Source organism: Nocardiopsis changdeensis (assembly GCF_018316655.1).
GTDB classification, from domain to species: Bacteria; Actinomycetota; Actinomycetes; order Streptosporangiales; family Streptosporangiaceae; genus Nocardiopsis; species Nocardiopsis changdeensis.
The window spans coordinates 321,550-341,131 of the sequence record NZ_CP074133.1 but is presented as its reverse complement, the minus strand read 5'-3'; the positions used below and the strand labels follow the sequence as shown (position 1 = coordinate 341,131).

Annotated in this window: 15 protein-coding genes; 14 read left to right on the top strand and 1 reads right to left on the bottom strand. The window is 74.8% G+C overall.

What is annotated here, in order from left to right; translation table 11 throughout:
- Positions 1 to 7 precede the first annotated feature (7 nt).
- The 6 genes from KGD84_RS01665 (at position 8) to KGD84_RS01640 (ending at position 9,492) form a co-directional block, all read left to right on the top strand.
- The gene (locus tag KGD84_RS01665; RefSeq protein WP_220564363.1) at positions 8 to 4,996 is read left to right on the top strand and encodes a DNA repair ATPase; all 4,989 of its coding nucleotides are present in this window, start codon (positions 8 to 10) and stop codon (positions 4,994 to 4,996) included.
- A gap of 121 nt (positions 4,997 to 5,117) precedes the next feature.
- Complete coding sequence (locus KGD84_RS01660) at positions 5,118 to 5,540, top strand: hypothetical protein (protein WP_220564362.1); 423 nt, start codon at positions 5,118 to 5,120, stop codon at positions 5,538 to 5,540.
- 59 nt (positions 5,541 to 5,599) lie between these two features.
- Positions 5,600 to 5,764 carry a MerR family DNA-binding transcriptional regulator gene (locus KGD84_RS01655; protein WP_255646965.1) on the top strand — a complete coding sequence of 55 codons (165 nt, stop codon included), beginning with the start codon at positions 5,600 to 5,602 and terminating at the stop codon, positions 5,762 to 5,764.
- A 4-nt stretch (positions 5,765 to 5,768) separates the two neighbouring features.
- Positions 5,769 to 6,749, top strand: coding sequence for an arsenic resistance protein (locus tag KGD84_RS01650; RefSeq protein WP_220564361.1), 981 nt, complete (start codon positions 5,769 to 5,771; stop codon positions 6,747 to 6,749).
- A 92-nt stretch (positions 6,750 to 6,841) separates the two neighbouring features.
- Entirely contained in the window at positions 6,842 to 8,488 is a 1,647-nt protein-coding gene (locus KGD84_RS01645; protein WP_220564360.1) for a DUF6745 domain-containing protein, read from the top strand.
- A 107-nt stretch (positions 8,489 to 8,595) separates the two neighbouring features.
- The gene (locus tag KGD84_RS01640; protein WP_220564359.1) at positions 8,596 to 9,492 is read left to right on the top strand and encodes a macrolide 2'-phosphotransferase; all 897 of its coding nucleotides are present in this window, start codon (positions 8,596 to 8,598) and stop codon (positions 9,490 to 9,492) included.
- Between the two features lie 456 nt (positions 9,493 to 9,948).
- On the opposite strand, the gene KGD84_RS01635 is transcribed toward KGD84_RS01640, so the two are convergent.
- On the bottom strand, positions 9,949 to 10,734 hold the full coding sequence (locus tag KGD84_RS01635; RefSeq protein ID WP_220564358.1) for an alpha/beta fold hydrolase: 786 nt from the start codon (positions 10,732 to 10,734) through the stop codon (positions 9,949 to 9,951).
- Positions 10,735 to 11,038: 304 nt separating this feature from the next.
- Between KGD84_RS01635 and KGD84_RS01630 the strand changes: the two genes are divergently transcribed.
- The 8 genes from KGD84_RS01630 (at position 11,039) to KGD84_RS01595 (ending at position 19,338) form a co-directional block, all read left to right on the top strand.
- On the top strand, positions 11,039 to 11,584 hold the full coding sequence (locus KGD84_RS01630; RefSeq protein WP_220564357.1) for a GNAT family N-acetyltransferase: 546 nt from the start codon (positions 11,039 to 11,041) through the stop codon (positions 11,582 to 11,584).
- Positions 11,585 to 12,057: 473 nt separating this feature from the next.
- Positions 12,058 to 12,465, top strand: coding sequence for a hypothetical protein (locus KGD84_RS01625; protein WP_220564356.1), 408 nt, complete (start codon positions 12,058 to 12,060; stop codon positions 12,463 to 12,465).
- Between the two features lie 216 nt (positions 12,466 to 12,681).
- Positions 12,682 to 12,864: a thiazolylpeptide-type bacteriocin gene (locus KGD84_RS01620; protein ID WP_220564355.1), complete on the top strand. Its 183-nt coding sequence runs from the start codon at positions 12,682 to 12,684 to the stop codon at positions 12,862 to 12,864.
- A gap of 293 nt (positions 12,865 to 13,157) precedes the next feature.
- Positions 13,158 to 13,334 (top strand): thiazolylpeptide-type bacteriocin, encoded by a 177-nt coding sequence (locus tag KGD84_RS01615; protein WP_073380607.1) that lies wholly within the window; start codon positions 13,158 to 13,160, stop codon positions 13,332 to 13,334.
- A 322-nt stretch (positions 13,335 to 13,656) separates the two neighbouring features.
- Entirely contained in the window at positions 13,657 to 14,643 is a 987-nt protein-coding gene (locus tag KGD84_RS01610; RefSeq protein ID WP_220564354.1) for an ABC transporter ATP-binding protein, read from the top strand.
- Positions 14,640 to 15,518, top strand: a complete 879-nt coding sequence (locus KGD84_RS01605; RefSeq protein ID WP_220564353.1) for an ABC transporter permease — start codon at positions 14,640 to 14,642, stop codon at positions 15,516 to 15,518. Before KGD84_RS01610 ends, KGD84_RS01605 begins: the two co-directional genes overlap by 4 nt.
- Positions 15,515 to 18,205: a lantibiotic dehydratase family protein gene (locus KGD84_RS01600; RefSeq protein WP_220564352.1), complete on the top strand. Its 2,691-nt coding sequence runs from the start codon at positions 15,515 to 15,517 to the stop codon at positions 18,203 to 18,205. The genes KGD84_RS01605 and KGD84_RS01600 overlap by 4 nt, the downstream gene beginning before the upstream one ends.
- Positions 18,202 to 19,338: a lantibiotic dehydratase C-terminal domain-containing protein gene (locus tag KGD84_RS01595; protein ID WP_220564351.1), complete on the top strand. Its 1,137-nt coding sequence runs from the start codon at positions 18,202 to 18,204 to the stop codon at positions 19,336 to 19,338. Before KGD84_RS01600 ends, KGD84_RS01595 begins: the two co-directional genes overlap by 4 nt.
- Positions 19,339 to 19,582 lie beyond the last annotated feature (244 nt).

Genomic DNA, 19,582 nt, shown 5'->3' with positions numbered 1-19,582 from the left:
GCCGTCCGTGACCGAGGCCCCCGAGACCGCAGGCCCCGGGCCGGACACCGTCGACGCGCAGGAGCTGGACGCGGGCACCTACGAGGTGCTCCGCGCCCGGCTCCGCGAGCAGACCGGTGAGCTGGCCCGCCGTACAGAGGAACTGAACACCCGCCGGCTGGAGGTGTTCGGCGGCACCGAGCTGACCCTGCTCGGCACCGAGCGGATCCGCACCGAGCACAACTGCACGCCGCGGGACATCGTCAGCGTGGGCGGCTCCGTCGGGGGCGGCACCGGTGACACCATCCTGTTCGGCTACAACGTCTTCATCGGCATGCAGCGGGAGACGCACGTCTCCGACGTGTTCTCGCTGCACCGCTACGAGCACGACGGCGACGGGTTCTCCTTCACCGACGCGCCCGCCGGGACCCTCCCGGGTCTGCTGGAGGACGCGCGGTTCCGGCAGGACTTCGGTCAGCTCTACCGCTACTACCGCGACGCCCGCCTCCTCCAGCTGCGCAAGGTCGAGGACCGGCTGCTGGCCGTGTTCCAGATCGGCCCGCAGACGGAGGACGTGCGGGTGCTGCGGTGGACGGTGGCGCCCACCGGCGAGATCGCCTACCTCGACGAGCGCGGCGAACGCGACCACGTCTTCCCGCCCTCGCACGAGTTCTCGTGGGTGGAGGCCACTCGCGAGGACCACGTCCCGGGCCGCCACCCGCACATCTCGATCCTCGACGAGCTGTTCGTGGAGACGGTCGGCGGCGACCTCACCATCAAGATCGAGAACAACACCGAGGTCGGCGAGGGCGTCTACAGCGAGCCCGTGGACGAGGCGCTGCAGAGCCTGGCCGACGCCTCGGTGTTCCACGCCGAGGTGGGGCCGCTCATCCTGCTGCGGATCCGGCCCTACAACGAGATCGTGTGGCGGCACCTGGTCTTCAACCGGCACACCAAGGACGTCCTGCGCCTCGACGGGATCGGGCAGTCCTGTCAGCGCCTGCCCGACGACCAGGGCCTGATCTTCCCCGGCGGCTACTACCTGTCCACCGGCGTGGCGCGGACGTTCGACACCGACGTCACCGACCTGGAGTTCGAGCGGGTGGTGCGCTCGCCCAACGGCGAGGACGTGCTGTACGTCTTCCACTCGCGGGCGGACGGCCGCAGCCTGCTGCTGCCGTACAACACCATCCGCAAGGAGGTCGCCAACCCGATCGTCTGCCACGGGTACTCGCTGTTCGACGACGGCACCATGACGGTGTTCCGGGAGACGTCGGGCGAGCCCACCCGGGTCCACCCCATGCAGGTGTGGCAGACCCCGTTCGTGTCCGACGAGTACGCCGCCGCCCAGCCCGTGGGCAGCGGCCCGCTGGAGCGGATCGGCAACGCCGAGCTGGTGCGGGGCGTGTCGGACTGCCTGTCCGTGGCGCGGATGGCCCAGGACATGAGCCCCTCCACCGAGGTGTTCGAGGCGCTCATCGCCGCCTGCCGCCGGGTGTCGGACCGGTTCCACTGGCTGGGCGAGGAGGAGCTGGGCGACCTGGCCGCCCCCCTCTCCCAGGTGCGCGCCACCGCCGAGCGGGTGCTGGAGGAGTTCGAGACCGTCCAGGCGCTCACCGCCCAGGCCGCCGAGGCGCTGGCCGCGGCGCAGGAGAGGGCGACGGCGCTCATCCGCACCTCCCGGGGGGAGGCCCCCCGGACCGCGGAGGGCTGGATCACCCGGCTCACCGAGCTGCGCCGCGCCCAGGGGCAGGCGGCCACGCTGGGCGAGATGCGCTACGTGGACGCCGACCTGCTCGCCGGGCTGGACCGGTCCCTGGAGGAGGAGATCGGCTCCGTGGGCCGCCGCACCGTGGCGTTCCTGGAGCAGGAGGACGCCTTCGCCGGCTACCACTCCGATGTGGAGCGGCTGGTGGAGGAGGCCGAGACCCTCGAAGCGGTCAGCGCCGCCACCGCCGTGGGCGAGCGGATCGCCGCGCAGACCGAGGGGCTCCAGACGGTCACCGAGGTCATCGGGTCGCTGGAGATCGGCGACGCCCAGGTGCGCACCCGCATCCTGGAGCGGATCAGCGAGGTGCTGGCCGGGATCAACCGGGCCCGCGCCACCCTGGAGGCCCGCCGCAAGGAGCTGCTGGCCCTGGAGGGCCGGGCCGAGTTCGCGGCCGAGTTCGCGCTGCTCGGGCAGGCCGTCACGGGGGCGCTGGCGGCCGCCGACACCCCCGAGCGCTGCGACGAGCAGCTGGGGCGGATCATGCTCCAGCTGGAGAACCTGGAGTCGCGGTTCGCCGAGTTCGAGGACTTCCTCGGGGAGCTCTCGGACAAGCGCGAGGACGTGTACGAGGCGTTCTCCACCCGCAAGCAGTCGCTGGTGGACGAGCGGGCCCGCCGCGCCGACCGGCTGGCGGCCTCCGCCGAACGCGTGCTGGAGGGCGTGCACCGCAGGGTGGCGTCGCTGTCCACCCTGGAGGACGTCAACACCTACTTCGCCTCCGACGCGATGGTGGCGCGGCTGCGCCGCACCGCCGACGAGATGCGCGAACTCGGCGACACCGTGCGCGCCGAGGAGCTCCAGGGCCGCATCCTCGCCGCCCGCCAGGAGGCGGGGCGGTCCCTCCAGGACCGCACCGACCTGTACGACGGCGACACCATCCGGCTGGGCAGGCACCGGTTCGCGATCAACTCCCAGCCGATCGACCTCACCCTCACCCCCTTCCAGGGGGAGATGGCGGTGGCGGTCACCGGCACCGACTTCCGGGAGCCGGTGACCGACCCGCAGTTCGCGCGGACCCGGCACCTGTGGGACCGCCTGCTGGTGTCGGAGAGCCCCGAGGTGTACCGGGCCGAGTACCTGGCCACGTCGATCCTGGCGGCGGCCGAGGAGAGCGCGGACGGCCTGGCCCGGCTGCACGAGGCCGAACTGCACCCCGAGAACGGGGCCTCGCTGTCGGCCCTGGTCCGCGAGGCGGCCGAGTCCCGCTACGACGAGGGCTACGAGCGGGGCGTGCACGACCACGACGCCGCGAAGATCCTGTCGTCCCTGCTGCGCCTGCGCGCCGGCGCCGGGCTGCTGCGCTACCCGGGGCGCACGCGCGCGGTCGCCCAGCTGTTCTGGGCGTTCGGCGCCGACCAGGGCCGGCGGACCTCCTGGGCGACCCGGGCGGCGTCGCTGGCCCGCGCCCGCGCGGTGTTCGGGGCCCGGCGCTCGACCGCCGCCGACGCGCTGCGCACCGAGCTGGCCGGGGCCGTGGACGCGTTCCTCACCGACACGGGGCTGTACCAGGACGCCGACCTGGACCTGGTCGGCGACTACCTGTTCGAGGAGCTGGCCGCCGACAGCCCCGCCGAGCGCGGCTTCGTGTCCGGTCCGGGGGCGCGCACGCTGCTGGACCGGTTCTCCCGGGCACTGGGCAGCACCCGGGAGACCACGCGCAAGTCCTTCGAGGAGGACCTGCGCGGGCTCGGCGACGACCTGGCCGCCCGGTACCAGCTGGTCGGCGCGTGGCTGGAGGCGTACGCGGCCACCCGCGACGACGTCGACCCCGGCGACCTGCCCGAGGCGGCGGCGATCGCGCTCGCCGGGGTGGACCGGTACGAGTCCTCCGCGGCGGTGCACGAGACCGTCACCGGCCTGCTCGGCTCGCACCCCCGGATCCGGGACCGGTCCCTGGACGTGCGGCTCGACGAGATCCTGCCGCGCACCCGCCGGTTCAGGCTGGAGGAGGTGCCCGCCTACCGGGACTTCCAGAAGCGGCGCAACGCCCTGGTGGCCGCCGAGCGCGACCGGCTGCGGCTGGAGGAGTACAAGCCCAAGGTGATGAGCGGGTTCGTCCGCAACCGGCTGCTGGACGAGGCGTACCTGCCGCTGATCGGGGACAACCTCGCCAAGCAGCTGGGCGCCGCGGGCGACGACAAGCGCACCGACCAGAGCGGCCTGCTGCTGCTCATCTCCCCTCCGGGCTACGGCAAGACCACGCTCATGGAGTACGTGGCCAGCCGGCTGGGACTGGTGTTCGTCAAGGTCAACGGGCCCGCCCTGGGGCACGGGGTCACCTCCCTGGACCCGGCGGAGGCGCCCGACGCCACCTCCCGGCAGGAGGTCGAGAAGATCTCCTTCGCCCTGGAGATGGGCAACAACACGATGCTGTACCTGGACGACATCCAGCACACCGACCCGGAGCTGCTCCAGAAGTTCATCTCGCTGTGCGACGGGCAGCGCAGGATGGAGGGCGTCTGGAACGGGCGGACCCGCACCTACGACCTGCGCGGCAAGCGGTTCGCGGTCTGCATGGCCGGCAACCCGTACACCGAGCAGGGCAAGCGGTTCCGGATCCCGGACATGCTGGCCAACCGCGCCGACGTGTACAACCTGGGCGACGTGCTGTCGGGGAAGGAGGAGTTGTTCTCGCTGAGCTACATCGAGAACGCCCTCACCTCCAACCCGACGCTGGCGCCGCTGTCCACCCGGGACCGGGAGGACGTTCACCTGTTCGTGCGCATGGCGCAGGGGGACGAGTCGGTGACCGTCGACCGGATGAGCCACCCGTACTCGGCGGTCGAGGTCGAGCGGATCGTGTCGGTGCTGCGCAAGCTGCTGCGCGTCCAGGAGGTGGTGTTGGCCAACAACCAGGCGTACATCGCCTCCGCGGCCCAGTCCGAGGACGCCCGCACCGAGCCGCCGTTCCGCCTCCAGGGGTCGTACCGGAACATGAACCGGCTGGCGGAGAAGATCGTGCCGGTGATGAACGACGCCGAGGTGGAGGCCATCATCGACGACCACTACCTGGGCGAGGCGCAGACGCTGACCTCGGGGGCGGAGGCCAACCTGCTCAAGCTGGCCGAGCTGCGGGGGACCATGACCCCGGAGCAGAAGGCCCGCTGGGCGGAGGTCAAGGCGGCGTTCCGCCGCTCCCGCGCCCTGGGCGGGGCCGAGGACGACCCGGTGACACGGGCGATCGGCGCGATCGGGCTGCTCGCCGACCGCGTCGGCGAGATCGGCAGCGCCCTGGACCGGGACTGACCCGGTCCGGGGGACACGGCCGCGGGGCCGGGCACGCGCCCGGCCCCGCGGCGCACGGAGGGAACACGGCGGACACCGACGGCCCCGGCGGCCGCCGGGACGGCGAACGGGGAGGCGGCGCATGAGGGTGGTCGTGGACCGGGACTCCGTGTCGATGGGGGACGACGTGGAACCCCACGCCCGGGTGTGGGAGCCGCCCGACGACACACGGGTGGGCGAGGTGGTCGCCCGCATGGCCGGGGAGTACCTGCCCCGCTCGGGCGGCTGCGCCTGGACCGTGGAGGCCCTGCACGGGGCCGAGGCGGTCCGGGAGGACGGCGCGGTCGTGCTGCTCCGCCGGGGCGGTCGGGCCACGCCCTGCGCGTTCGTCGCGTACCCGGAGGTCGGCGCCCTGGACGCGGTCGTGGCGCCCGCCGCCGAGGTCCGCGCGGTGGTCGTCCCGACGCCGACCGGCGAGTACGCCTTCCACGCCCGCCACCACCCCCACGGCCGCCCGGTCCCCCTCACCACCTACCTGTCACGCGCGCACGGCCGGACGCCCTGAAAGCGCCCCGCGTCCGGCGGCTCGACCTTCGAGTCGGCTCGAAGGCCTACCGTGTGCGCATGGTGTTGATGCGGGTCTCCGAACCGGCCGAACGCTCCGGCGTGGCGGCCACCACCCTCCGCTACTACGGGGAGAGGGGGCTGCTCCCGGCGCAGCGCTCCCCGGCCTGGGAGGCCGCCCGCCTGCTGGGCGCCCTGGGGCCCGGCTCCACCGAAAAGGGCTGACCCGGTGTCCACGGCCGAACGCCTCCAGAGCCTGTTCGTGGCCCTAGCCGCCCTGGCGGGCCTGGCCGCGGGCCTGCTGCCGCACGTCGGCCCGGTCGCCGGGCACGCGGTGCTGCCCGCCCTGCTGGTGATGCTCACCGCGGTGTTCGTGCAGATGGACGCCGCCCACGTGGGTGAGGTCCACCACGCCAAGACCCTGGTCGCCGTCAGTCTGGTGCTCAACTTCGTGTTCACCCCGGCCCTGGCCTGGGCGCTGGGCGCGGGCCTGCTGGGCGGCGAACCGGACCTGCGCATCGGCCTGCTGCTGCTCCTGGTGACCCCGTGCACGGACTGGTACCTGGTCTTCACCGCCATGGCGCGCGGGCACACCGGCATCGCCGCGGCCCTGCTGCCGGTCAACCTCGTCCTCCAGCTGCTCCTGCTGCCGGTGTACGTGCTGCTGCTGGGCGGGCGAGCCGCCATGGTCGACGGCGCCACACTGGCCGAGTCGGTCCTGCTCGTCCTCGTGGTCCCGCTGACGCTGGCGATGCTGCTGCGGTGGGCCTCGGCCCGGTTCGGGGGAGCCGCCTGGCGCGAGCGCCGCGTCACCGGCCCGGCCTCGCACCTGGTGCTGCCGCTGCTGTACGCGGCCGTGTTCGCGATGTTCGCCTGGCAGTCGCGCATGGTCCTGGAGCACGGCGCCGACCTGCTCGCGCTGCTGCCCCCGCTGGTGGTCTTCTTCGTGACGCTGCCGCTGATCGCCACGGGCCTGTCCCGGGTGCTGCGCCTGTCGGCCGACCGGGCGGTCACGCTGACCATGACCGCCACGGCCCGCAACTCGCCCATCGCGCTGGCGATCGCGGTCGCGGCCTTCCCCGACCGGCCCCTGATCGCGGTCGCCCTGGTGGCCGGCCCGCTGGTGGAGCTGCCGGTGCTGGCCCTGCTCGCCCAGCTGGTGCGCCCCCGCCGCCCGGCCCCGGCCACCCCGGAACCCCACAGCCCCTGAGCCCCCGCCCGGGGCGGGGCGGCCGTGTCCGGAACCGGGGGGCGGCACCACCCGTCACACAGGGCACCGACCGATCCACGCGAGGAGTGACCGTGTCCGCGAACGGACTGACCGACGAGCAGCACCGCACCCTGGAGGGGCTGGCCGCACGGTGGCGGGAGCGCGCGGCCGATCCCGACCCGGGCGCGGCGGAACGCGCCGTGGGCGACCTCTACCGGAGCCGGGGTGCGGCGCCGCCCGCCGTCGTCCGGTGCGCGTCCCCGCTCGCCGGGCTGCTCGCCGTCCACATCCTCCGGTCCGACACGGCGCTGCGGGACCGGGCCGGCGCGCCCCTGCCGGCCCCGGACCCGCTCACCGACCACGGCCTCCTGCAACGGCTCTGGAGGCTGGACCTGCCGCAGGGCCTCGTGTCCGGGGCCCTCACGGCCGCGGAGGCGCTGGTCCCGGCCCCGGCCTGGAACTCCTACCGGGTCGGCGAACAGTTCCGCACCCGGGCGGCCGCGCCCGCCGACCCGGCCCTCTTCGACCGGGCCCTCGCCGGAGCCCGTGCCGCGCTCTCCCGGGACCTGGAACTCCCGGTCCCCGCCACGGACGGACCGGCGGCCTCCGACGGGCACTGGCGAACGCTCCAGCAGCAGGCCCGGACGCCCGTCGCCCCCGCCCCGGTGCTGGCCTCGCTCCTGCTGCGCGACCTCGCCGCGGACGCCGCCGCCGAGGGGCTGGACGCCCTGGCGGACCTGGCCCCGACGGTCGGCTGGTGGTGGGCGTTCGAGCACGTCGCGGTCCTCACCCCGCCCCCGGCGGAGGTCCACACCGACGCCCGCGGCCGCCTCCACCACCCCCACGGCCCCGCCGTCCGCTTCGGGGACGGCTTCTCGGTGCACGCCTGGCACGCGCACCTCGTCCCGCCGAGCCTCATCTCCCCCGGCTGGTCCGCCGCGGACATCGCCGGCGCCCCCGACGCCGAGATCCAGGCCCGGGCCGACGCGGAGCTCGGCGCCGGGGCCGTGCGCGGCTTCGGCGTGCCCGACCAGCGCAGGTGCGCCGCCGAGCGGCTCGGCTGGGCGCGGGTGGCCGCCGACCTCGGCCTGTCCCCCGTCGCGGAGGACTCCACCCACTCCCTGTACGACCTGCCCGAGACCGTGCTCGGCCTCCCCGTGCGCGTCGTCGTGGGCGCCGACGGCACCGCCGGCCTCGTGCCCGCCGACATCGGCGATCCGGCGGCCGCCGCGGGCTGGCTCACCGGCCCCGCCGAGGAGCCGGAACTGCTCCGCCGCGCCCGGCGGGACGCCGACACCGAGGACCACCTGGCCGCGTTCGACGTGTACACCGACCTCGACGAGCAGTACGGGGGCGGCGACCCCCACGTCGAGGAGGTCCACCTCATCGGCGGCCGGCGCCTGGAGCCGTTCGCCTACGAGGGGGCGGGCGGCACCTACTACCTGTGCGGGGAGGGGCCCCGGCGCCCCGTCCTGTACGCCGACTCCGAGGGCGGGTTCCGGGTCCTGGGCCACGACCTGGTCGAGGCGCTGGAACTCCTCGCCGCCGAGCGGTTCCGCGACCTCGACCCCGACGACCCCGACGAGGACGACCCGCGCCCCGCGGCGAAGGCCCTGGGCCTGGCCCCGCCGGACACCCCCGGGCTCCTGGAGGAGCGCCGGGCCGCCTCCCGGGCGATGTCCGGGGCCCTCACCCTGATCATGACCGCGGAGGGCAACGGCTACGGGTTCCGGGGCTGAGGGCGGACGGGCTTCCCCCGGGCACGGGCGCCCCGGTCCGTGGACGGCGGCGCGACCGGGCGGCGCGGACGTGGAAACGGGACGCGCGCGGATGAGAGCGTGGTCCCATGAGCACGATCGACGATGTCATCGCCCTGGCCGCCGCCCACGGGCTGGACCTGCTCCCGGAGTCCGCGGACGTGAACGAGGCGGGCCTGGACTACCGGGTCGTGATGGCCGACGACACCGAGGGGCGGCGGTGGGTGCTGCGCGTGCCGCGGCGCGCGGACGTCTCGGCAGGCATGGCCGCGGAGGCCCGCGTCCTGGACCTGGTGGCCCCGGCCCTGGCGGCCGGGGGCATCGCCGTGCCGGACTGGCAGGTGCGCGGACCCGACCTGGTCGCCTACCCGGCGCTGCCCGGCTCCCCCGGGCTGACCCTGCCCGGCGGGGAGCCGGAGTGGCACATGGACCCGGCCGACCCCGGCTACGCCGAGCGGCTGGGCCGCCTGCTGGCGCGCCTGCACTCCATCACCCCCGAGCGGGCCGGGGCCGCCGGGGTCGAGGTGCGCACACCGGCGCAGGTGCGCCGGTCGTGGGCGGAGGACATCGCGCGGGTGCGCGAGGAGTTCACCGTCGCGCCCGCCCTGGCCGGGGCCTGGCAGGACTGGCTCGAGGACGACACCTGCTGGCCCCCGGCCACGGTGATGACGCACGGCGAGATCTACCCCGCCCACGTCCTGTTCGACGGGGACGGCACCATCACCGGCGTCCTGGACTGGACCACGGCCCGCGTGGACGACCCGGCCCGAGACCTGGCCGCCCAGTACGGGGCCGCGGGCGAGGAGATGCTGCGGGCCGCCGTGTCCGCGTACGGGGAGGCGGGCGGCCGCGTCCACCCCGGCCTGGTCGCACAGGCGAGGCACCTGTGGGACGCCTCCCCCATCGGGCACGCCCTGTACGCCCTGACCACGCGCGACGACGCCGACCTCGCCGCGGCCGCCGCCGCGCTGGACCCCGGGGCCTGACACGCCGCCCGCCCGCGCCGCGCCCGCGTGCCCCGCGCCCGGGCCGCCCGGGGACCCCGGGCGGCCCGGGCGGTCCTCCGGGCGGGTGGCGCGGGCAGGTGCCGCGGTGGACCCAGGCGGTCCTCCGGGCGGGTACCGCGGTGAACCCGAGCGGTCCTCCGGGCAGGTACCGCGGTGGACCCGGGCGGTGCTCCGGGCGGGTACCGCGGTGAACCCGAGCGGTCCTCCGGGCAGGTAGCGCGGTGGACCCGAGCGAGTCCCCCAGGCAGGTGCCGCGGTGGATCCGGGCGAGCCTCCGGGCGGGTACCGCGGTGGACCCGGGCGGGCCTCCGGGCAGGTAGTGCGGTGGACCCGGGCGGGCCCGGTGCCGGCCCGCGGCCGGCGCCTCCCGGCCCGAAGAGCGCTCCCCGTTCCGCGCCCTGCCCGCCCGGCCGCCCGCGACCGGCGGACCGGGGCTCAGCCCAGGACGAAGTGCGTCACGTCCGCGACGAGGCGGTCGGTCTCCTCGTACGGCAGCATGTGGCCGGAGTGCTCGTAGACCCGGAACTGGAAGTCGGGGATCGACACCGCCACCTCCCGGCCCATCTCCGGGGTGTTCAGCCCGTCGCCGCTGCCGGAGACCACCAGGGTCGGGGAGGTGATCCCGCCCAGGTGGGGCCGCAGGTCGAACCCGGCCAGGGACCGTTCCACCGCGGCCTTCTCCTCGGGGGACGCCGGGTCGGAGCCCAGGCTCAGCAGGATCTGCGTGCGCCGGTCGTCCGAGGTGTCCGGCGACCAGAGCGCCCCCGCCATGAACTCCAGTGCGTCCCGGGCCGACGCACTGGCGAGGTCGAACCCCATGCGCTCGGCGTACGCCGCCGACGACGACGTCAACCCGTGCGCCTTCGGTGCGACCAGCACCAGCTTCGACACCCGCGCGGGTTCCAGGACGGCGGCCTGCGCGGCGACGTACGACCCCATGGAATGGCCCAGAACGGCGGCCGAGCCGTACCCCAGCGACGCGATCAGCCCGTTGAGGGCGTGCCCCTGGTCCTCTAGGACGAACTCCTCGGGGTGGGCCGATTCGCCGTGCCCCAGCATGTCGGGCGTGACGACCCGGAAGGACTCCGCCAGGCGTTCCGCCACCGGGGCCAGGTCACCCGATTCGCCGTGGAGGCCGTGGACCATGACCAGGGGCGGGGCCGACGGCTCCCCGTACTCCCGGTAGAAGAGTGAGTGGCCGTTGATCTCCGCCGTTGGCATACCCGTGTCCCGTCCTCGCAGCGCCGCCGAGCCGTCCCGGACAGTACACCACGGCGCCCGCGCCGGGACGCGCGCGCACCATCGCGGTCGACGGCCGGGGAACGCACCCTCCGACGGGGCGCCGCCGGAGCGGCCGGCCGCGGGCTGCGCGCGCCTCCCGCGCCCGTGCGGTGGGGAGCCGTCCTCCCGCCGCTTTCCTCCAGAAAATCAGGAGGAACCTCTCATATGTCCCGCGTAGGGTGGGCCCGATCCCCCATCCGCGCCCGTCCCCTTTCACCATTGACCGTTCCGGTCGAGGAGCCCGATGTACAGCACACCCCTCGGAGACGGCGCCGAGCTGCGCCCGCTCGAACCCTGGCATGCCCGGGAGTTCCTGGACCACATCGACCGGGGCCGGGAGTTCATCGGCCGCTACGTCGGCCTGCCCGACCTGGTCACCGACCTGGAGTCGAGCCGCGCCTACCTCCAGCGGTACGCGGACAGGACCGCCGCCGACACGGGTCGCATCTGCGGGATCCGGCTGGACGGGAAGCTCGTCGGCGGTGTGCTGCTGCCGCAGCTGGACACCTCCCAGGGCACCGCCGAGGCCGGCTGCTGGCTGGAGCCCGCTGCCTCCGGCCGCGGGCTCGTGACCCGGGCCGCCCGGGTGCTCATCGGCTGGGCGTTCGAGGAGCGCGGGGTGCACCGCGTCGAGTGGCACGTGGACACCGAGAACACGGCGAGCATCGCGGTGGCGCGCCGCCTGGGCATGACCCGGGAGGGTGTCATGCGCGGCAACTTCCTGTACCGGGGCAGCCGCCGCGACACCGAGATCTGGTCGGTCCTCGCCCCGGAGTGGAAGACCGCCTGACCCCCGGGCGCCGGCCCCGGTGCTCCTCCGGGCGCCGGGCACGCCCCCGGCCGCGCGCTTCGAGTGTCACGGCACCCCCGGCGTGCTCTCCGGACGCCGGGCACGATACCCCGGGGGCCGGCCCCGGCCGCACTTCCCAGGCACAGCTCGGGTGCCGGGCAGGGCAGCCCCGGCCACACGCCGGGGGTGTCACGGCACCCCCGGCGTGCTCTCCGGACGCCGGGCACGATACCCCCGGGGACCGGCCCCGGCCGCACTTCCCAGGCACAACTCGGGTGCCGGGCAGGGCAGCCCCGGGCACACGCCCGGGCCGCCGAACACGGCCCTCACAGGACGCACGTCCCGGGAGCCGGGCACTCCCCCGGACGCACCTCCCGGCGCTCCCCCGGGTACCGGTCAGCACTCCCCGGACGTACTCCCCGGGTGCCGGGTACGGCCTTCTGATCCGCGGGTCCGGCGCCTACCATGAGGCCATGGCCATCAACGGTTCCCCCGTTCGGCGGCCCGGACCCCCCGGCCCGGACCCGGCCTGGGCGTGGATCGGCCCGGCCCTGGCCGGCCTGGTCTCCCTGGCGACCCTGGGCCTGATCTCCCCCCTCCTGCTCTGGTACGCCTTCCTCCGGCTGCGGAACCCGGTCTCGTTCCTGTGCGCGCTGGCCTCCTCGGCGCTGCTGGTGGCCCTCGCCCTCCTCGAGGGGGCGGACGACCTCAACCTGCCGGTCGTCCTCGCCCTGTGGCTGGGCGGGTCCGCCGCCGTCCTCCGCCTCTTCCGCGCCCTGGCGGCGCGCCCGGCCGGCCCGGATCTGCGGCACGGCGAACGGGGCGCGGGCCCGGCGGCGCCCGGAGCCGTGCGCCCGGGTCCCGCCGCACACCGCCGCTGAGCACCGCGGACCCCACCGGAAACAATCCTTGGAATTCCAGACCTTTCGGGACCCCATACCGCACAGCCCTCCCGGTCGTTTTCCATTGTTACGGGAACGCGAACCCGAGGACACGCTACGGAGAATGGTCGATACAGCCCCTATCCGCTTTCCGCGCCGCATGTTATTTTCGTGCCGCCCGGGGGACCGCGCACGAAACGAACGAAGGGGCTCACCATGCCCGAATCCACGGCTCTGGACATCGACCTGCCCGAGCTGAACTTCGACGATATGGAGGTCATGAGCGTCCGCGAGGCCGTCGCCGTCCCCGAGACCGGCGCGACCAGCGGCTCCAGCAGCTGCACCTCCACCTCCTGCTGCGGCTCCAGCAGCTGCTGCTCCGGCGGTTCCTGCGGCTGACCCCGCACACCGCCGACAGGCCGGGACCGGGTCCCGGCGTGTGACCGACGGATCGCGCTCCACGTGCGGAGCGACCTTTCCACATCCCCCGTTCCACGACCCCCAAACCCCCCGTCGCACATTCACGCTGCACAGGCGATAAACCCGTTGACCGTTTTCGGCCACCCCCTTACCCGGGGACGGTCTCTCCGCAAGGAAAGACCCACCGACTCGATAGGGAAAAGCCGCGTCCGGTCGACCGGTCAAAGCGTGGACGAACGGGTGACGTTTTCTCTTCCACGAAAGGTTCCCCCATGCAGGACTCCCCCTCCATCGAACTGCCCGACCTCGACTTCTCCGACATGGAGGTCATGAGCGTCCGCGAGGCCGTCGCCGTCCCCGAGACCGGCGCGACCAGCGGTTCCAGCAGCTGCACCTCCACCTCGTGCTGCGGTTCCAGCAGCTGCTGCTCCTCGGGTTCGTGCGGCTGATCCGGCCCCGAACCGGATCGGTCATCCGGTCTCGATCCGGATCGGTCATCCGGATCTGAAGCGGATCGACTATCCGATCTGGAACCGGATCGGTCATCCGGCTCCTATCCGGACGGGCCATCCGGCTCTGAAGCGGATCGGCCATCCGAGGCCGATACGGATCGGGTGTCCGGTTTCCAACCGGATCGACCATCCGCTTCCGGCCCGGCGCTGACCCGGACCCGGACCCGGATCCGGTCCGAGCCCTGCACCCAGGGCGGTTCCCCACCGGTCGGGGGGCCGCCCCCACCCGCGAACCCCACGAGAACACCGAGGGCAGCACGTGCACCCCAGCGACACCGGCGGCTCCGGCGACCCCGCACCCGCCGCCGCAGAAGTCCCCACCGAACACGCCATCGAGGCCGCGGGCATCACCAAGGACTACGGCAAGGGCGAAGTCCTCCACGGCATCGACTACCGGGTGCCCACCGGTACGATCTCCGCCCTGCTCGGCCCCAACGGCGCCGGGAAGACCACCCTCATCGAGATCCTGGAGGGCCACCGCGGCCGCACCTCCGGCCGGCTGTCCGTCCTGGGGCTCGATCCCGGGAACCGCCGCGACTTCGCCCGGCTGCGCACCCGGATGAGCGTGGTCCTCCAGCAGTCCATGCTCGAACCCGGCCTGTCCGTGCGCGACATCCTGCGCCGCCACGCCTCCTACTACCCCGACCCGGTGGGCCTGGACGAGATCCTCGAACAGGTCGACCTCGCCGAGAAGCGCGGCGCCCTGGTCAAGTCCCTCTCCGGCGGCCAGCTCCGCCGCCTCGACCTGGCCCTGGCCCTGACCGGCCGCCCCGAGCTGCTCTTCCTCGACGAGCCCACCACCGGCCTGGACCCGGTGTCGCGCCGCCGCATCCGCGGCCTGGTCGCGGGGCTGCGCGACAGCGGCACCACCGTCATCCTCACTTCGCACGACCTCGCCGAGGTGCAGGAGCTGGCCGACCGGGTGGACGTCATCCGCGACGGCTCCTTCATCGCCTCGGGCACCCCGGACGAGCTGGTCCGGTCCTCCTCCGCGTTCACCGTCGTGGAGTTCGCCGACCCGGGCGTCGGCGCCGACCGCCTTCCCGCCGGGGCGAGCCTGGTCAACGGGCGGGTGCGCATCCACACCGACGACCAGGACTCCGTGGTCCGCGACGTCCAGGCCTGGGCGGAGCGGGAGAGGGCCACCATCAGCGGGCTGACCATCGTGCCGCCCACCCTCGACGACGCCTACCTGGCGATGCTCGACGCGGGCGCGGAGAAGACCACCTCGGGGAAGGCCGAATGAGCACCACCGACACCGCGCCCGCCGCACGCCGCGCGGGCGCCCGCGCCAACGGGCTGCGCACCTTCCTGCTGCACGTCGACGGGGAGCTCAAGGAGTTCTGGCGCTCCCCGATCACGCTGGCGTTCATCGTGCTGATGCCGGTGATGTTCTACCTCGGCTTCGGGTTCGCGTTCCGCTCCGAGGCCGACACGGTCCTGGACCTGGGCGACTACTCCATCACCCAGGCCAACCTGAGCTTCGGCGGCGTCCTGGGCTTCGCCCTGATGTCGGTGGCGTTCGCGAACGTGGCGATCGGGCTGGCCATCCGCCGCCACCACGGGCTGTTCAAGCGCTTCCGGACCACCCCGGTCAAGCCGGTCACGGTGATGGGCGCCTACCTCGCCAACACTCTGCTGACCACGGTCGTCGTGCTCGCGGTGATCGTCGTGATCGGCGTGTTCATGGGCGTGAGCGTCCCGGCGGAGCGCGTCCCGCTGCTGCTGGCGGCGGTCGCGCTCGGGTTCGTGTGCATGGCCCCGCTGGGGGCGGCGGCCTCCCTGCTGCCGCCCAACGCCGACGCCGCGGTGCCGATGATCAACGGCATCTTCTTCCCCACCGCGTTCCTGGCGGGCGGGTTCATCATCCTGCCGCTGGGCGACACCCTGGGCGCGATCGTGGACGTGCTGCCCGGGCGCCCGCTGACGGTGCTGCTGCACGGGGCCCTGTCGGAGGGCGGCCCGCTGTGGGACTGGCCGTCGGTGTGGCTGCTGCTGGGCTGGTCGCTGCTGGGCACCGTGGTGGCGCTGCGCTGGTTCCGGTGGGCGTCGGAGCGGGAGCCGCGCGGGTTCGGCGCGGGCAAGCGCAAGGACGCGGACGCGGGCACGGAGGGCGCGTGAGCACACCCGGTCCCGCCGACCGCTTCGAGCACGTGGAGGGCCCGTACCTGGTCTCCCGCGTGAACCTGTACCCCTACCGCCCGCTGCGTTCGGCCCGCGCCGACCTGGAGCGGGACCTGCTGCGCACCCTCGCCGACGAGGAGGCGCACCGCGAACGCATCCGCGACCACCTGTTGGAGGCCCTCCACCTGCTCGCCCCGACGCTGGAGGAGGAGGCGGACCGGCGGACCGCGCTCGCCGTCAAACGCGACGTCTTCAACCGGCGCCCGCCGCGCGCGCCCCTGGTCGGCGATCCGCTGACCTGGCGGATCGGCGCGCTGGGCGAGTGGACCGACAGCTGGGAGCGGACCCGGGCGGCCACCGCAGCCCTGGACGACGCGCACCCGGCCGCGCTGGCCGAGGAGCGCGCCGAGCTCGCTGCGTGGGCGCGCGACCCGGCCACCGACCGCAGCACCGCGCTGTCCAGCCCGGACCTGCACCGGGCGGTGGCGGCGCGGGCCGCGGCCCCGGCCGACCGGGCCCCGGACAAGCGGATGCGCAAGGCCGAGCCGGCCCTGGTGCGCTACCACTCCCGGTCCACGGTCAAGGTGAGCCCGTACTCGCTGTACACCGGCGTGCACTTCGACGACCTGGAGCACCCGTCCTCGCCGACCCGGGACGGGGAGCCGCTGCGCTCCACCACCGTGGCGGGGCTGCGCCGGCTGCTGGTGCGCCAGGCCGCGCGGGCGCTGGCCGCCGACCCGGAGGCGCGCCCGGAGCTGGAGTGGGTGCTCACCGGCGGGGCGCGCCGCGAGGGCGACCGGCTGCTGGTGCGCCGCCGCCGCTGGGCGCCGCCCTCGCCGGGCGCGCGGGCGGAGGCGTTCGGCGAGGAGGAGGTGCGCCTGCCCCTGGCCGGGGCCTGGGGCGCCCTGCTCTCCTCGCTGGAGCGGCGGGCGGCCCGGCCGGTGGTGCTGCGGGTCCTGGGCGAGGGGCTGGCCGCGGACCTGGGGCGGCCCCCGGAGGCGCTGCGGGACGTGCTCGCCAAACTCATCGACGCCGGGGTGCTGGTGCCCTGGGCGCCCGCCGCCGAGCAGGACCCGGAGTACGACCGGCGCTGGCACGACCTGGTGCGGCGGCTGCCGGGCCGGGCGGCGGCGCGGATGGAGGAGGCGTTCGACGCCACCGAGGAGGTCCTCAAGGGGTTCGCGGAGGCGGACGGCGCAGAGCGCGCCCGGTCGGTGACGCGCCTGTCGCGCCTGTGGTCGGCGGCGGTGACCCCGCCGGGGGCCGACCCGGCTCCGCCGGAGGCCGCCTCCTCGCCCCTGGTCGAGGACTGCCACGTGTCCCGGGGAGCCCCGGTGCCGCGGGCGTGGTCCCGGGAGTGGACGGCCGACCTGCGGCGGATCATGCCGCTGCTGTTCGCCCTGGACGACCAGCGGATGCTGTCGGGCGCGCTGGAGAGCGTGTTCGTGTCCCGCTACGGCGCGGGCGGGCGCTGCGACGACCTGGACGGGTTCGCGGTGCACGCGCGGGCCGCGTTCCCCCTGACCCAGCGGTTGATGGCCGGGGACCTGGACGGCGTCCCCGACCCGGGCGACGGCCTGCGCCGCCTGGTGGCGGCCCGGCGCCGGGCGGTCGACCACCTGGCCGAGCTGGCCCGGTCCACCGGGGAGGAGGTCGCGGTCGATCCGTCGGTGGTCGCCGAGATCGCCGGCCTCCTGCCCGAGCGCGAGTTCACGGCGCGCCGCTCCCTGGCGGTGTTCGGCCAGCCCGACGGCGGCCGGCTCGTCCTCAACCACCTGTACGGCGGGCGGGCCCGGTACTTCAGCCGGTTCCTGTCCGCTCTGCCGGCGCGGGCCCGCGACCGGGTCGCCGAGCACGTGCGGCGATCGGGCCCGCCCGGCACCCCCACCGTCCACATGCGGTCGGCGCTGGGGTTCAACGCGAACCTGGCGCCGCCGCTGGCCGGGGAGGAGCTGGCGCTGCGCGACGAGCCGGTGCTGCTGCCCGGCCCCGCCACCGCCGACCTGGCGCTGGTGCACACCCCGGACGGGCTGCGGCTGGTGCGGCGCGGCGGCGCCGGCGCAGGCGCGGCGGACGCGGCGGACCGGGAGATCGACCCGCTGTACACGGGTTTCCTGGTCCCGCACGCGCTGCCCTACGACGAGATGCTCGTGGCGATGGTCGCGGACTCGCCGTTCTTCTCCTTCGGCGACACGGTGATGGACCTGCACGCCCGCTGGGAGGAGGACGGGTTCGCGGGCGCGGTGCCGCGCGTGCGCGCCGGGTCCGTCACCCTGTTCCGCCGCCGGTGGGCGCTGGAGACCGCGGAGCTGGCGGCCCGCCCCGGCGAGTCCGCCGCGGAGCTGCACCGGCGGGTCAACACGATGCGGATGGCCCGCGGCATCCCCGACCAGGTGTTCGCGCGCCCGCTCCAGGGCTCCCGGCTGGGCCCGCTGGAGCGCGCGATGGCGCCCAAGCCACAGCACATGGACTTCCTGAGCAGGCTGCACACGGCCACGGCCGCCAAGCGGCTCGACCACCTGGGCCCGCTGCTGCTCGTCGAGGAGATGTCCCCGGACCCGGCGGACGCGGGGCTCAGCGGCCCGCGCGGCCGGCACGCCACCGAGGTGTTCCTCGAACTGGCCGTCGTCCCCGCCGCCACCGAGGCGGCCGATCCCCCAGGCGAAGTGAGGCTGGTCCCGTGACCGTCGGACTCCGAGTGACCTACTACGACAGCGACAAGGCGGCCCTGCTGGGCGAGTGCCTGGTCCCGGCCGCGCGGGACGCGGCGGCCCGGCCGGGGATCACCGCGGCGTGGCTGCACCTGCACTGGCGGCTGGGCCCGCACTGCGTGCTGTACCTGGACGGGCGGGACGGTGCGGTGGCCGACGCCGCGGACCTGGCCGAGGCGCGGGCGCGCTCGTTCCTGGAGCGGCGGCCGTCCGCGGCGACGCTGGACCCGGACAGGTACGAGGCGTTCTCCGAACGGCTGGGGCGCCTGGAGCTGGTGGAGCCCCCCTACACGCCGCTGGAGCCGGACAACTCGGTGCTGCGGCTGGACGGCGACCCGGTGGACACGTTCCTGCGCGGGCCGGAGGCGATCGCGCTCAAGGGGCGGGTGCTCACCGACGGGCTGGGGCTGGTCGCCGACCGGGTGGACGGGACGGGCGTGTTCGCGCACGTGTTCGCGGGGATGGGGGCCATCGCGTCGCAGTACCCCGAGTGGGGCCTGCGGTCGGGGTACCAGGCGTTCCTGTCCCATTGGAAGGAGTACTTCCACTGGTCGGACCCGGACGGGACCGCGCAGGCGCGGCTGGCGGAGTCCTACCGGTCCCAGCGCGGGGAGCTGGTGGCGCTGCTGGCCCCGATCCACGAGGGGCGGGCCGCCGACCCGTCGGCACCGGGCTGGCTGGAGTGGACGCGGCGGTGGCTGCCCGAGGCGGTGGAGCTGGCGCGGCGGGACCACATCCTGCCCTACCCCCACCAGGACCGGCTGACCGCGGCGTCGCGGTTCGGCGACGACGTGCGGGTGCGGTGGAGCGGGTCGGACGAGCGGTCCTACAGCGACTTCCACCGGGAGTTCCGCAAGCTGGACTTCACGCGGCTGGGGGACGGGTACGGGTTCGCGGCGTTCCGGTTCCTCATCAACTGCTTCTTCGACCTGCTGCCGCTGATGGGGGTGACCCCGATCCAGCGGTACTCGATCGCGTACCTGTTCACCGAGGCCGCCCAGGAGGTGGTGGGCGAGACCTGGGAGGAGACGGTGCGCCGGGTGGTGGAGCACCAGCAGGGCGACCCGGGGCTGAAGCCGACCCTGCCGTGGAGGGGCGGTGCCTGAGCCGATGCTGCGGTTGAAGAGGGCCGTGCGGGCCCGGTCGCTGGCCGCCGAGGGGGTCGCCGTCAGCATGGGCGCGACCGCGGTGGTGCTGCGCGGCGCCCCGGCGGACGCGGTGTGGCGGGCGCTGGAGCCGGTGCTGCGCTCGGGGTTCACCCGGGAGGCGCTGGTCGGCGGGTTCCCCGAGAAGGGGCGGCCGGTGCTGACCGGCGTCCTCGACCAGCTGGAGGAGCACGGGTTCCTGCGC